General features: G+C 69.2%; 14 protein-coding genes and 2 pseudogenes. 11 read left to right on the top strand and 5 right to left on the bottom strand.

The features are described from left to right. Positions 1-59: 59 nt before the first annotated feature. On the bottom strand, positions 60-908 hold the full coding sequence (gene proC / locus IT072_RS02860; RefSeq protein WP_223359302.1) for a pyrroline-5-carboxylate reductase: 849 nt from the start codon (positions 906-908) through the stop codon (positions 60-62). Between the two features lie 22 nt (positions 909-930). Here proC and IT072_RS02855 point away from each other — a divergent pair, with 22 nt between their 5' ends. Both IT072_RS02855 and IT072_RS02850 read left to right on the top strand, forming a co-directional pair. Next, positions 931-1,893, top strand: coding sequence for a cation diffusion facilitator family transporter (locus tag IT072_RS02855; RefSeq protein ID WP_223359300.1), 963 nt, complete (start codon positions 931-933; stop codon positions 1,891-1,893). After that, entirely contained in the window at positions 1,890-2,606 is a 717-nt protein-coding gene (locus IT072_RS02850; protein ID WP_223359298.1) for a glutamine amidotransferase-related protein, read from the top strand. Before IT072_RS02855 ends, IT072_RS02850 begins: the two co-directional genes overlap by 4 nt. 22 nt (positions 2,607-2,628) lie before the next feature. On the opposite strand, the gene tadA is transcribed toward IT072_RS02850, so the two are convergent. Then, complete coding sequence (gene tadA / locus IT072_RS02845) at positions 2,629-3,096, bottom strand: tRNA adenosine(34) deaminase TadA (protein WP_223359296.1); 468 nt, start codon at positions 3,094-3,096, stop codon at positions 2,629-2,631. 38 nt (positions 3,097-3,134) lie between these two features. On the opposite strand from tadA, the gene upp reads away from it, so the two are divergent. From upp to IT072_RS02815, 6 genes are all read left to right on the top strand, one after another. After that, positions 3,135-3,767 (top strand): uracil phosphoribosyltransferase, encoded by a 633-nt coding sequence (upp, locus tag IT072_RS02840; RefSeq protein WP_223359295.1) that lies wholly within the window; start codon positions 3,135-3,137, stop codon positions 3,765-3,767. 397 nt (positions 3,768-4,164) lie between these two features. Continuing rightward, on the top strand, positions 4,165-4,875 hold the full coding sequence (locus IT072_RS02835) for a winged helix-turn-helix domain-containing protein (RefSeq protein WP_223359294.1): 711 nt from the start codon (positions 4,165-4,167) through the stop codon (positions 4,873-4,875). A 203-nt stretch (positions 4,876-5,078) separates the two neighbouring features. Continuing rightward, positions 5,079-5,570 (top strand): acetyltransferase, encoded by a 492-nt coding sequence (locus IT072_RS02830; RefSeq protein ID WP_223359293.1) that lies wholly within the window; start codon positions 5,079-5,081, stop codon positions 5,568-5,570. Between the two features lie 280 nt (positions 5,571-5,850). Next, positions 5,851-6,315, top strand: a complete 465-nt coding sequence (locus IT072_RS02825) for a MarR family winged helix-turn-helix transcriptional regulator (RefSeq protein WP_223359292.1) — start codon at positions 5,851-5,853, stop codon at positions 6,313-6,315. A gap of 106 nt (positions 6,316-6,421) precedes the next feature. Further along, positions 6,422-8,713: a transglycosylase domain-containing protein gene (locus IT072_RS02820; protein WP_223359290.1), complete on the top strand. Its 2,292-nt coding sequence runs from the start codon at positions 6,422-6,424 to the stop codon at positions 8,711-8,713. A 56-nt stretch (positions 8,714-8,769) separates the two neighbouring features. After that, complete coding sequence (locus tag IT072_RS02815) at positions 8,770-9,354, top strand: TetR/AcrR family transcriptional regulator (protein ID WP_223359288.1); 585 nt, start codon at positions 8,770-8,772, stop codon at positions 9,352-9,354. Here the strand turns inward: IT072_RS02815 and IT072_RS02810 are convergent. After that, positions 9,351-9,551 (bottom strand): annotated as a pseudogene (locus tag IT072_RS02810) (IS5/IS1182 family transposase); the annotation flags it as partial. The gene IT072_RS02815 and the pseudogene IT072_RS02810 overlap by 4 nt on opposite strands. Here IT072_RS02810 and IT072_RS02805 point away from each other — a divergent pair. After that, positions 9,552-9,686, top strand: a pseudogene (locus IT072_RS02805) (IS3 family transposase); the annotation flags it as partial. It abuts the pseudogene before it with no gap. Positions 9,687-9,818: 132 nt separating this feature from the next. Here IT072_RS02805 and IT072_RS02800 read toward each other — a convergent pair. Further along, positions 9,819-11,285, bottom strand: a complete 1,467-nt coding sequence (locus IT072_RS02800; protein ID WP_223359286.1) for a helix-turn-helix transcriptional regulator — start codon at positions 11,283-11,285, stop codon at positions 9,819-9,821. A gap of 283 nt (positions 11,286-11,568) precedes the next feature. On the opposite strand from IT072_RS02800, the gene IT072_RS02795 reads away from it, so the two are divergent. Together IT072_RS02795 and IT072_RS02790 are read left to right on the top strand one after the other, a co-directional pair. Further along, positions 11,569-11,865: a DUF4190 domain-containing protein gene (locus tag IT072_RS02795; protein ID WP_223359284.1), complete on the top strand. Its 297-nt coding sequence runs from the start codon at positions 11,569-11,571 to the stop codon at positions 11,863-11,865. 19 nt (positions 11,866-11,884) lie between these two features. Beyond that, a complete protein-coding gene (locus tag IT072_RS02790; RefSeq protein ID WP_223359282.1) occupies positions 11,885-12,154 on the top strand; it encodes a hypothetical protein in 270 nt (89 codons plus the stop codon). A 316-nt stretch (positions 12,155-12,470) separates the two neighbouring features. Here the strand turns inward: IT072_RS02790 and IT072_RS02785 are convergent, their stop codons facing one another. Then, positions 12,471-12,752, bottom strand: coding sequence for an SRPBCC domain-containing protein (locus IT072_RS02785; protein ID WP_223359280.1), 282 nt, complete (start codon positions 12,750-12,752; stop codon positions 12,471-12,473). Between the last annotated feature and the right edge of the window lie 36 nt (positions 12,753-12,788).

Here is a 12,788-nt window from a genome sequence, read left to right as displayed (position 1 = left end):
TGTCGGGCCGCTCGGCACTTTGGACCCGATTTTGGGCCGCTTGGGCGCCGGCGCGGGGGTCAGCCGGCGGCGAGCTCGCGGGCGCGGGCGAGGGCGGCGTCGGTGGCGCGGGCGAAGAGGTCCGGGAGGTCGGCCTCCTGGAGGACCGCGATGGCGCGCTCAGTGGTGCCCTTGGGGCTGGTGACGCGCCGACGCAGTTCGGCGGGGCCGTCGTGAGAGACCGCGAGGAGCTCCGAGGCGCCGAGGAACGTGCCGTTCACGAGCACGGCCGCCTGCTCCGGCGAGAAGCCCTTGGCGACGGCGGCGTCGGTCAGTGCCTCGATCAGGAGGAACACGTACGCCGGTCCGGACCCGGAGATGGTGCTGAGGGCATCGAGCTGCGACTCGGGGACCTCGACGACCTGGCCGACGGTCTCGAAGAGCACGCGCACCAGCGTGAGGTCCTCCGGTTCCGTGCGGGTGCCCGCGCTGATGCCGGTGACGGCCTTGCCGACCACGGCAGGCGTGTTCGGCATCGCGCGGACGACGGAGACCGACTCGGGCAGCAGGGACTCGAACGTCGCGACGGTCACTCCGGCGGCGACGCTGACGACGACGGCGCCCGGCGTGAGCGACGACGAGATCTCGCGGAGCAGGTCGGGGACCATCGCGGGCTTCACGGCGACGATGACGATCTCGGCGCCCTCGACGGCGCGGCGGTTCGCCTCGGGGTCGTCATCGGTCGCGGACGCGGTGACGCCAGGGGTGTCGGCGAGCTCCGCGGCGCGGGCGGCGGAGCGGTTGGTCACGCGCACCCCGCCGGCCACGGACACGCCGGGAGCGAGGAGCCCGGAGAGGATGGCGCGGCCCATGGAGCCGGCTCCGAGCATCGCGATGGTGGGCAGCGTCACGTTCTGCGTGTCGGTCATGCGGCCATCCTAGGATGAGGGCATGAGCGCATCAGGAGGCACCAGGGCGATCATCGCCGCGTTCTCGGCGAACCTCGGGATCGCGCTGACGAAATTCATCGCCTGGTTCTTCTCCGGCTCCTCCTCGATGCTCGCCGAGGGCGTCCACTCGCTCGCCGACTCCGGCAACCAGCTGCTGCTCCTGCTCGGCGGACGCCAGGCGAAGCGTCAGGCGGACAAGGAGCACCCGTTCGGCTACGGCCGCGAACGCTACGTCTACGCCTTCGTCGTGTCGATCATCCTGTTCTCGGTCGGCGGCGTGTTCTCGCTCTACGAGGGCTTCGAGAAGCTGGCGCACCCGCACCCGCTCGACAACTGGTGGCTTCCGGTGCTCGTGCTGGCCATCGCGATCGGTCTGGAGTCCTTCTCCCTCCGCACGGCCGTCCACGAGTCCCGCCCGCACAAGAAGGGGATGTCGTGGCCGCAGTTCGTGCGCCGCGCGAAGGCCCCCGAGCTTCCCGTGGTGCTGCTGGAGGATGTGGCGGCGCTCACGGGCCTGGTGTTCGCCCTCCTCGGTGTCGGCCTCACGGTCATCACGGGCAACGGCGTGTGGGATGCGATCGGCACCCTCTTCATCGGCCTGCTGCTCATCGTCGTGGCGATCATCCTCGGCATCGAGACCAAGAGCCTCCTCGTCGGCGAGGGTGCGAGCGACGCGGACGTCGCTGCGATCGAGGGCGCGATCCTCGGCGGCGGCGAGGTCGAGCGGATCATCCACATGAAGACGCTGTACCTCGGCCCGGACGAGCTGATGGTCGCCGCCAAGCTCGCGCTCCCGGGCGAGCAGCGTCTCGCCGACGTCTCGGCGGCGATCGACACCGTCGAGCGCCGCATCCGTGCCGCCGTGCCCGCGGCCCGCGTCATCTACATCGAGCCGGACGTCTGGATCGACCCGAACGAGAAGCACCCCGCCACCGACACCATCATCCTGAAGGGACTGGAGTGACCGGCACCCCCACCCGTACCGCGCTCGTCCTGCAGCACGACCCCACCATCCATCTCGGCAACATCGGCCCGACCCTCGAGGAGCACGGCTACGCGCTGCGCATCGTCGAGGTGACCAGCCCGGACGACGTCGCCGCGATCGACCCGGCGGAGGCCGATCTGGTCGTCGTGCTCGGCGGCGAGATGGGCGCCTACCAGACCGACGAGTTCCCGTTCCTGGAGGCGGAGAAGTCGCTCCTGCGCGACCGGATCGAGGCGGAGCGGCCGACCCTCGGGGTCTGCCTGGGCGCCCAGCTCATGGCGGGCGCGCTCGGGGAGCGGGTCTACAAGGGCGACACCACGCAGATCGGTTACCGCCGCGTGGAGACGACGGAGGCCGGTGCCGCCTCTCCCCTCCGCCACTTCGAGGGTGTGCCGGTCGTCGAGTGGCACGGCGACACGTTCGAACTGCCCGAGCGGGCGACCCGGCTGGCCTCGTCGAGCGACTACTCCAACGAGGCGTTCGCGATCGGCGACTTCGCGCTGGCCGTGCAGTTCCACCCCGAGGTCACGGACGAGATGCACGAGACCTGGGTGTCCGACGGATACAACGAGCTGGACGAGCAGGCGATCGACCCCGAAGCGCTCCGGCGCGACCGCGAGCTGTACTCGGCGCGGATGCAGGAGGCCTCCCGCGCGGCGTTCTCGGAGTGGCTGGAGCAGCTGCCCCGCTGAGCGGCCACGGCCGGGAGCGGCCTCAGCGCTTCGCGCGGAAGAAGTCGAGCAGCAGCTCGGCGCACTCCTCCGCCAGCACCCCGGCGAACACCTCGACGCGATGGTTGAGCCGGCGGTCGCGCAGCACGTCGTAGACGGATCCCACGGCTCCGGCCTTCTCGTCCCACGCGCCGAACACGACGGTCGGGACGCGCGCCGCGAGGACAGCGCCCGCGCACATCACGCACGGCTCCAGCGTGACGACGAGCGTGCAGCCGTCGAGGTGCCAGTCGTCGCGGGAGGCCGCCGCCGCACGCAGGGCGAGCACCTCCGCGTGCGCGGTCGGATCGTGGTGCAGCTCGCGCTCGTTGCGGCCGGTGCCGATCACCTCGCCGCGTTCGTCGAGCACCAGCGCCGCGACCGGGACGTCCCCGGTGCCGAAGGCGAGGCGGGCGTCGGCGACGGCGCGCCGCATCCACTGCTCGTAGTCGGCGGGGACGGACAGGGACACAGGCTCCTCCAGGCGGGATGTCGGCTAGCCTTGAGCCTATGCGAGTGCACGTAGCTGACCACCCCCTCATCACCCACAAGCTCACCGTGCTCCGCGACAAGACGACGCCGTCGCCCGTGTTCCGCGCGCTCACCGAGGAGCTCGTCACCCTGCTCGCGTACGAGGCGACCCGTGCGGTGCGCGTCGAGCCGATCGGGATCGAGACCCCGGTCACCACGACGACCGGTGTCGCGATCAGCGAGCCGCGCCCGCTCGTCGTCCCCATCCTGCGCGCCGGACTCGGGATGCTGGAGGGCATGGTCCGGCTCATGCCGACCGCAGAGGTCGGGTTCCTCGGCATGGCCCGCGACGAGGAGACGTTCCAGCCGACCACGTACGCGGAGCGTCTTCCGCACGACCTCTCCGACCGGCAGTGCTTCGTGCTCGACCCGATGCTGGCGACCGGAGGCTCGCTCGGCGCGGCCATCGACTTCCTCTTCAAGCGCAACGCCGTCGACGTCACCGCCATCTGCATCCTCGCCGCCCCCGAGGGCCTGGAGGCACTGGAGAAGGCGACCGCCGGACGCAACGTGACGATCGTGCTGGGTGCGCTGGACGAGCGCCTCAACGAGAACGGCTACATCGTCCCCGGTCTCGGCGACGCCGGAGACCGCCTCTACGGCACTGTGTGAACGCCTGCAATATTCCGTAATGATTTGACACCGCGAGTCATGGTTCGCTTTACTACCACCATGACTGACAACTCGCGTACCCTGACCTCCTTCGAGGCCCTTGGGGATGCCGGCATGATGATGGCCGGCCGCGACTCGGTCATGTGTTGCCGAATGTGTCGCTGATCTGACGACCCTTCGCCGAGCCGACCGCCCTCCGACCACCCCCTCGTGATCGGGCGGAAGCTCCCCGGGAGCGCCACACGCACGCTCCCGCGCACCAGCCGTCACCGATACGGCCAACACATTTTCTTGTGCGATTCCCCGCACCGCTCTCCGCACTCATCCATTCGGGACGACCGTCCCGCGGCGACGGTGGACAACAGGGAACGCGACATCATCTAAGGACTTGACTCCCATGTCTCTCGCCACCGTCGACACCTTCCCCCCCACCGCCCTCCGCCCCACCGCTGCCGCGCCCACCCCCGCCCCGGCCCCGAAGATCCGTGCGGTGCCGGACGGCACCGAGGCCCGCGGCTTCGTGCTCTACGTCGGCATCGACGAGGCCAAGGCCGCCGCTGCCGGAACCGACCTCGGTCGTATCGTGGAGGCACTGAAGGCCCTCACCGCCGAGCTCGCCCCGGCCGCGGAGACCTATGCCGCCGTCGCCATCGCCCCGGCCGGCGCCGGCGGCCGTGATGTGGACGTCGTGCGCCTCGCCCTGCAGGACCCGTCCGCGATCGCGAAGCACCGCCACACGGCCGCGATCGACGAGGACGAGGACCGCGCCGCCTCCGGCGTCGTCGTCGACATCTCCCGCAAGCGCCTCATCCTGGACAACCAGACCGTCGCACTCACCTACAAGGAGTTCGAGCTGCTGCAGTACCTCGTGCTGCGTGAGGGCCGCACCATCGATCGCGCCGAGCTCATCTCGTCGCTGTGGAGCGGTGCGGACGAGGAGGACGTGCCGAACGAGCGCACCATCGACGTGCACGTGCGCCGTCTGCGCGCCAAGCTGGCCCGCTACGAGGACATCGTGCGCACCGTCCGTGGCGTCGGCTACCGCTTCGACCGCCACGCGGATGTCTCCATCCGCCACGCGAGCGCTCCCTCCCCCGATCTGTTCTGAGCCCCCGCCGCCCGGCGGCCGCACGCCGGGCACGCGATATCATCTGATTCGACCCTCGGTGACTGTTGACACAGGTTCCGCATGGAACGACTGAAGGTTTCTCGATGGCCGGGGAGTCGCCGCTCCCCGGCCATCGTTCCCACCTACGGCGGGTACCGCGAACGCGGGACAGGGTGGCGCGACAGGCCGCTATCGTGGAGCGCGTGACTGTCGAGATCCGCCCCGCCTCCCCCGACGACCATGCCGACCTGCTGGCCATCTGGCGACGGGCGGTGGAGGCGACCCACGACTTCCTCACGGCCGAGGAGGTGGACTGGTACGAGGGAATGGTCGCGGGCTATCTCCCGCAGATGACCGACCTCCGAGTGGCGGTCTCGGCGCCCAGCGCGGCACCGCTCGGCTTCATCGCTCAAGACGACGGCGAGATCCACATGCTCTTCGTCGACCCCGTCGCGCACGGTTCAGGCATCGGCACAGCCCTCCTCGAGACGATCGCCGCCGAGCACCCGATCCTCCGCGTCGACGTCAACGAGGACAACCGGAGCGGACGCACCTTCTACGCCGCCAAGGGGTTCGTCCAGACGGGCCGCTCGGAGCTCGACGGAGAGGGCCGCGCGCGCCCGCTGCTGCACCTTCGGCGAGCGTCCCCTGACCGGGGGCAGACCGACCGTGAGAGTTCCGTCGGGCGCTCATAGAAAACTCGCAGCAAAAATAACGACTTGATAACTAGATTCCGTTACCTCTTCGTTATATGGTTCAAGAGCAATGGTTGTTTGCTGTGGCAGCCATCGCGGAATGTGATTGCAGGACACTCTTGGTGCAAGGGAGAGGGCCGGCCGCTAGCCTCTGCGGCCGGCCCTCAATCTGTCTCCCCGCCCCTCCCCCTCCCTCCCGTGCTGGCACGGATGGTTCTGTCGGCGGATGATGAGAAGATGCGAATGCATTGAGACGCGTTAGAACCAGGAGGCAGGCGTCATGAGCAGCAGCGCCACGGGGACCTCTCCCGCCCGTCATCGCGTCACCGCCGTCGCGGCGTGGGAATCCCTGTTCCGGGCCCAGGTCGCGGTGATGCGATCCCTCGCGGCCGAGTTCCCGACGAAGGACATCTCGTTCAACGAGTACGACGTGCTCTTCAATCTGTCGCGCCAGCCCGACCGCCGGTTGCGGCTGCGCGACCTCAACAAGCACGTGCTGCTCACGCAGCCGAGCGTCAGCCGGCTCGTCGACCGGCTCGTGGCGCGCGGCCTCGTCGCCAAATGCCCGGATCCCGTGGATGCGCGCGGCACCCTAATCAAGCTCACCGACACCGGGTTCGAGATGTTCCGGAGCGTGGCCGTCGAGCACATGCAGACCATCACCAGCCGCGTCGGCGGCCGCCTCGACCCCGACGAGCTGGAGACGCTCGCCGCGCTCTGCGACAAGCTGCGCGGTGCAGCCTGATCAGCCCGGCACGGATCCCTCCACACCTGACGTTTCGGTCGCGACTCTCCCCAAACTGAGCGTCGCCCCGGGGAGCCGGCCATATCCCGCGCGTATCATGACGCGCATGGCCTCGACGACTCGCAGAAGATGGAAGTGGGCGCCTGCGCTCGTCGGATTCGTCGCGCTGAGCGGCATCGCCGGGGTCCTCGCCGCGGCCGCGGTGACCCCTGCCGTCGCCCTGACCGGCTCGGCCGCCGACTCGACCATCGGCGTCTTCGACGGCCTCCCCGAATACATCAAGGTCGAGCCGCTCGCGCAGGCCTCGACGATGTACGCGAGCTCCAACGGCCAGGAGGTCCCGATCGCGACCTTCTACTCCCAGAACCGCGTCGAGGTGGGCTGGGATGCGATCTCGCAGAACCTGAAGGACGCCGCGATCGCCACGGAGGACCCCCGCTTCTACGAGCACGGCGGCATCGACGTGACCGGCACCCTGCGCGGTGCGGTGCTCACGGCACTGCACAAGTCGGTGCAGGGCGGGTCGTCCATCACGCAGCAGTACGTGAAGAACATCCTGGTGCAGCGCTGCGAGAGCAAACAGCCCGACCTGACCGCGAGCGCCGAAGTGCAGAAGAAGCAGCTGGCCGCGTACCGGTCGTGCTACAACGACGCCACCGAGGTCGACCCGGCGCGCAAGCTCAAAGAGATGCGGTACTCGATCGGCCTCGAGAAGGAGTACTCGAAGAACGACATCCTGCAGAGCTACCTGAACATCGCGCTCTTCGGCGGTCGGGTCTACGGGGTGCAGTCGGCGGCCTCCTACTACTTCGGGGTCTCTGCGAAAGACGTCAACCTGCAGCAGGCGGCGACACTCATCGCCATCCTGAACAACCCGGACAACCTGCGCATCGACCAGCCGGACAGCAAAGAGAACGGCGCGGCCAACGGGTACAAAGAGACCCTCGACCGCCGCAACTACGTGCTCGACAGGATGCTCGTCAACGGCAAGATCACCCAGGCGGAGCACGACGCGGCTCGCGCGACGCCGGTGGAGCCCAAGATCACCCCGGTGCAGAACGGCTGCATGACGGCGCAGCAGTACAACGCCGCATTCTTCTGCGACTACGTCGAGCGCACCATCGAGCAGAACCCGACCTTCGGCAAGACGGACGACGACCGCACCAGCTTCCTGACCCGCGGTGGCCTGAAGATCTACACGACGCTCAACCTCGACCTGCAGAACTCGGCGCAGTCGGCGCTCAGCGCGTACATCCCGCCGACGAGCCCCAACCTCGACCTCGGCGCGTCCAATGTCTCTGTCGAAGTCGGCACCGGCCGTGTCATCACGATGGTGCAGAACAGACCGTACGACAACACCGCGCAGCCGGCGCCCGGGACCACGGCCGTCAACTACAACACGGACAGCGACTACGGAGGCTCACAGGGCTTCCAGACCGGATCCTCCTACAAGGCGTTCGACCTGCTCGAGTGGCTGCAGGAGGGCCACTCGCTCTACCAGACAGTCAGCGGAACGCAGCACACGTTCCCACAGAGCTCCTTCCACGCGAGCGACCCGTGCAACGACATCGGCGGTGCCCCGTGGAACGTCGCGAACGACGAGGGCGAGTCGGTCGGCAGCACGACGGTGATGAACGCGACGGCGCAGTCGATCAACACGATCTTCGCCAAGATGGCGACGCAGCTCGACCTGTGCGGCATCAAGCAACGCGCACAGGACCTCCTGGTCCACGGCGCCGATGAGTCGATCAACCCCTTCATGTCGAACCCCTCGTCGGTGCTCGGCACGAACTACATCGCCCCCTTGACCATGGCCACCGCGTACGCCGGCATCGCCAACAACGGCGTCGCCTGCAGCCCGGTCGCCATCGACAAGATCGTCGACGCCGACGGCGGCGAGCACGCCGTGCCCAAGACCCAGTGCTCCACCACGCCGATCGACCCGGGCGTCGCGGCGGCGGCCATCTACGCCCTGCAGGGCGTGCTGCGCGGCGGCGGCACCGCGTCCTCCGCCAATCCCGGCGACGGAGTGCCGATCTTCGGCAAGACCGGCACCACGGACGACTCGCTCGAGAACTGGCTGGTCACCTCCACCACGAAGACGGCGCAGGCGACCTGGGTGGGCAACGTGGAGGGCGCCGTCGCGCTCCGCAGCCAGCGGTTCCAAGGCGTGGGCGGCGGCAACGTCAAGTTCTCGATCGTCAAGCCGATCGTGGCCGCCCTCAACGCGGCCTACGGCGGCGGTGCCTTCCCGACCCCGCCGTCGAAGTACCTGTACTCGGCACCCGCGCCGAAGCCGAGCACGCCGACGAACCCCACCCAGCCGGGCACGGGGCAAGGCGGCGGCCAGGGCGGCGGCCCGGGCGGCGGAGGTGGCCCGGGCGGTGGACGCGGCTGATCCACGGCGGGTTTTGCCCCTCCCACAAGTGAAGAAACCTCCGTTATCGTTAGCGCGTGGGACGCACACCTGATCCGACGCGCAAGCCGGAGCTGCTGAGCCGCATCATGGAGCATGTGGCCACCGAGCCGCTGTCCCGCATGACCTTCCGCAGCCTGGCCACCGCGCTGGGCGTCAGCACCTATTCGTTCGTCTACCACTTCGGCTCCCGGCAGGAGATGATCGACGCCATCCTCGAGGAGGGTGTGCGACAGCAGAACGAGTCGCAGGTCGGCTTCGACATCGTGTCATTCGATCGGACGCAATTGCGCGACTGGTACCGCCAGGCGTTCCGTCACTCGCTCCGCGAGAGCAACCGCACCGGACTGCGCCTGCAGTTCGAGGCCGGGGTGCTCGAGCCGATCGACCCCGACCTCGGCACCCGGATCGGTACCGCCTTCAGCGAGTGGCGCGACACCGTTCGCGCGTGGCTGCGAAAGCAGGGCGTCGACACGCGCCGATCCGGCGTCCTGGCGCACGGGCTCGTGGACACGGCCGCGGGACTCCAGTTCGGCTTCCTGCTCAGTGACGACCGCACCGCGACGGTCGCCGCTTTCGACCTGTTCCTCGACCTGTTCCTGCGCGAGGCGCTGGGCGACTAGGGCGTGTCTGACACTGTCTTGGTCCAGGCGATGACGGCGTTGAGGACGACCGCGGCGCGATAGATGACGGCGTGCCTGTCGTACCGGGTGGCAAGGCCCTGCCCTTGTGCGAGGTGGCAGTAGCGGTGCTCGATCACGTTACGGTTCTTGTAGTCGGCGACGTCGAGCCCGACCGGGCGGCCGCCCCGCGATCCGCGCAAGAACTGCGCATCGCGATCATCACCTGGATCGAACGGACCTACCACCGGCGTCGCAGGCAAGCCCGCCTCGGCCGTTCGACGCCGATCGAGTTCGAGACCATCATGAACCGGAACCTGGCCCTCGCGGCCTAACCGAAACTGTCACCTCAACGCTCAGCAGTCCCGGGCTCCTGCCGGATAGGGGTTGCTTTCGGTTCCTGGAGACGTGCGACGGAACCGCCGTCACGCCATGCCCTCCGTCGAAGACTCCCTCCGGATGCGGCCTCAGAAGTAGCCTCGCCGCTCCAGAAGCGACACCGCCTCGTCGCGGCCCGAGACGCCGAGCTTCGCATACAGGCTGCGCGCCTGTGACTTGATCGTGTTGATCGACACATGGCCGTCCTGGGCGATCTGCGTGAGCGTGGCGCCGGAGCGCAGCCGATCGGCGAGAACCTGTTCCCGCGGCGACAGCCTCGGCATCGACGGCGGCTCCGCCGGATCGCGCGGCACGGCCTCGACCCGCGACGCGATCTCAGCGGCCTGCGGAGCCAGGTCGGGGTTCGCCTCCCTCAGCCGGTGCAGCAGCCTCAGCGTCTCGGCGTGCGGCAGCGTCAGGAGGGGCGTCGCCGAGCCGGACGACAGGATGTGGTGGAACGCCTCCGCGAACGACGCATCCGCGCGCGCTTCGTGTCCGAGCCGCTCCAGCGCGATGGCCCGGCGGAGAAGGAGGGGCGGCAGGGTGCGCAGGCAGTGCTCGGCACCCAGCCGGATACAGCCCGCCGTCGCCGCGAGCGCCTCCCGCTCCTGACCGAGCTGGAGGTGTGCCGAGGCGCGCTGCATGTCGAAACACAGGGAGTGGCTTCCGGTGGACGGGACGCCCTCCAGCAGTCGCAGCGCTCGACGCGGATCGCCACGCGCGAGGAGGATGTCGGCCTGCATCCCGAGGGCGAACCCCCGGACCATGTGCTGCCTCTGGTCGCCGGCCGTGCCGTGGGTGATCGTCGCCACGGCCGCGGCGGCCTGGTCGAGGCGACCGTCGACCAGGAGGGCCATCGCCTCCGCCGCACGAGCGGTGACCTCCATCGTCTCGTCCTCCGGGTCGATCGAGCGCACCCGCTCCGAGAGCGTCCGCAGCCGGGCGCTGTCGAACGCGGCTGACGCGACCAGGATCGCGGCAAGGAAGAACGGGTAGTCGTTGAACGTCGACTCTGCGCCTGCGCCGGTCAGATCCGCCACCGTCCCGCCCTCGCGGATCGCCCGCTCGGCGCCGTCGTATTCGCCGTTCATCGCACGGCAGACGGCCAGGAGGGCACGGCCACGGTGGACGATCCACGCATCGGCTTCTCGATCCGCGACATCCAGGGCTCGCAACGCGGACGATGCCCCCTCGCGTGACCAGCCGGCCGAGGCGAATGCTTCGGCGATGGCCGACCACAGCACGGCCTCGGCGCTCTCGACATCGCGTTCCTCCAGCACGGCACCCACCGAGCGCAGTTCGCGTCGCGCCTGCTCGACCGCGTCGTCCAGGCGCCCGAGCCGCGTCGACGCGATGATGACGGCAGCCGTCATGCGCCGGCTGACAGAGCCGCGCGAGCGTGGGATCGAAGCGGGATCGAGAAGTGCGACGTGCTGGAGCAGGAGCGGCGGTATGCGGGTCGCGCCCCGTTGCACCAGCTCGAGGAGTTCGTCGGCTGCGCGCACGGCTCCTGGCAGCTGGGGGCGCACACCCGTTCCGGAACTCTCGCCTCCCACGCCCGATTGTAAGCACGCCGCCACTGCACCTTCTCGCCACCGGCGCCCCCGATCGGTGAAGATTTCACCCCCGGATTCACCCCCTGGTCCACCCCGATCGCCGCGACGGCCCCACTCGGGGGCGCCACGCTGGAGGCGAGCCGGGGCGGCGTCTGTGGGACACCCGAAGACTTGCAGCAGCCGCCTCCCCCCGTAGCGGCTCAACGGCGCCCCCGGATTCGGGTTTCCGGGGGCGCCGGCCATCTGACAAAGTGAGCCCTACACACTCGAGGAGAGGTTCCCCATGTCCGCACCGTACCAACCTGTCCAGCCTGCGACCGCACCTGGCTCCGAGCGCTGGAACGTCCTCGCGATCGTGGGCTTTGTCGGCTCCTTCTTCGTCTCTCTGCTGGGCATCATCCTGGGCTTCATCGCCCTGTCGCAGATCCGGCGGACGGGTGAGCGCGGGCGCGGACTCGCGATCGCAGGCATCGTCATCGGGTTCGTCGCCGTCGTCGTCACCGTGCTCTGGCTGATCCTCGTCCTCGTCCTCTTCGCGAATGCGGCGGCGAACGGGCAGATCCAGGTCAACAACGGCTGATCCGCTCGGCGCTCCCCCGATGCTCACCGCGACGCTCGAGCCACGCCGTCAGGGACGAACGGACCGCCTGCTCGGCGCGCTCGGCGGCATCGTCTCCGCCCTCTTCGACGGGACGGCGGAGCACACGGGCGACTTCGACCTCGTGCTGCGGGACGGCTCGCATGAGCTGCACAGGATGGACGCCGGCGGGGCGGAGGAGGCGAACAGCCTTCTCGCCGCGGTGCGCGCAGACATCGCGAGCCGCCCGGCTGCCGAAGTGCTCGCCAGCTGGCGGGACCACGCAGGCTGAGCGACGTGCGGAACACCGAGTCGTCGACGCCGATCAGCAGCCGGTAGCGCGGCGGGCGTCGATTCGTGGTCTCCAGGTCACCCATCGCGACACGCTCCGCCGACGCCGGCACGGATCGCTCAGGTGGGACACCCCGCTAGGGGTCGAGAACAGACACCTTCAACGAGCCACGACTCCTCAGCTGCAGTTTCGGGAAACCGGGTCATGACCACTCGCCGGCGCTTGTCACTCAGGGCGTCAGCCCAACACGAGTCGGACTCGAACAGCACTGGGCAGAGCTCCAGGAGCTGAAGAAGCTGCCTGAGCCTGCTGATGCTCACACCAGGAAGTGAGTCAGCACGATGCGCCAGGGCTCGTCGCGGTCCTCCAGCTCGATCACCCGGCCGTGGTCCGCGAACGACCGGCCCTGCCACTCGCCGGTCCAGGTGATCGGCGAACCGAGCCTCCAGTCCGAGCGCACCTCGGTACCGAACAGGATCTCGGGATGCGCGCCGTTCGACGTCAGCACCTGCCAGACGGCACCCCTCGGCGCCGCGATCGTCACCTCTGCCCGCGCCACGAAATCGCCCATGACGGCCTCCCGCGACTCGCCGACCATCCCACACCCCGGCGGGGCGGCGCGCACGGGCGCGGG

The organism is Leifsonia sp. ZF2019, assembly GCF_019924635.1.
Lineage (GTDB): Bacteria > Actinomycetota > Actinomycetes > Actinomycetales > Microbacteriaceae > Leifsonia.
The sequence above is the reverse complement of the archived record's forward strand: the minus strand, read 5'-3'. Positions and strand labels throughout refer to the sequence as shown.

Coding starts and splice junctions, on each gene's coding strand:
- proC (WP_223359302.1), bottom strand. CDS start 908: ATGACCGACACGCAGAACGTGACGCTGCCCACCATCGCGATGCTCGGA.
- IT072_RS02855 (WP_223359300.1), top strand. CDS start 931: ATGAGCGCATCAGGAGGCACCAGGGCGATCATCGCCGCGTTCTCGGCG.
- upp (WP_223359295.1), top strand. CDS start 3,135: ATGCGAGTGCACGTAGCTGACCACCCCCTCATCACCCACAAGCTCACC.
- IT072_RS02835 (WP_223359294.1), top strand. CDS start 4,165: ATGTCTCTCGCCACCGTCGACACCTTCCCCCCCACCGCCCTCCGCCCC.
- IT072_RS02825 (WP_223359292.1), top strand. CDS start 5,851: ATGAGCAGCAGCGCCACGGGGACCTCTCCCGCCCGTCATCGCGTCACC.
- IT072_RS02820 (WP_223359290.1), top strand. CDS start 6,422: ATGGCCTCGACGACTCGCAGAAGATGGAAGTGGGCGCCTGCGCTCGTC.
- IT072_RS02795 (WP_223359284.1), top strand. CDS start 11,569: ATGTCCGCACCGTACCAACCTGTCCAGCCTGCGACCGCACCTGGCTCC.
- IT072_RS02790 (WP_223359282.1), top strand. CDS start 11,885: ATGCTCACCGCGACGCTCGAGCCACGCCGTCAGGGACGAACGGACCGC.
- IT072_RS02785 (WP_223359280.1), bottom strand. CDS start 12,752: ATGGTCGGCGAGTCGCGGGAGGCCGTCATGGGCGATTTCGTGGCGCGG.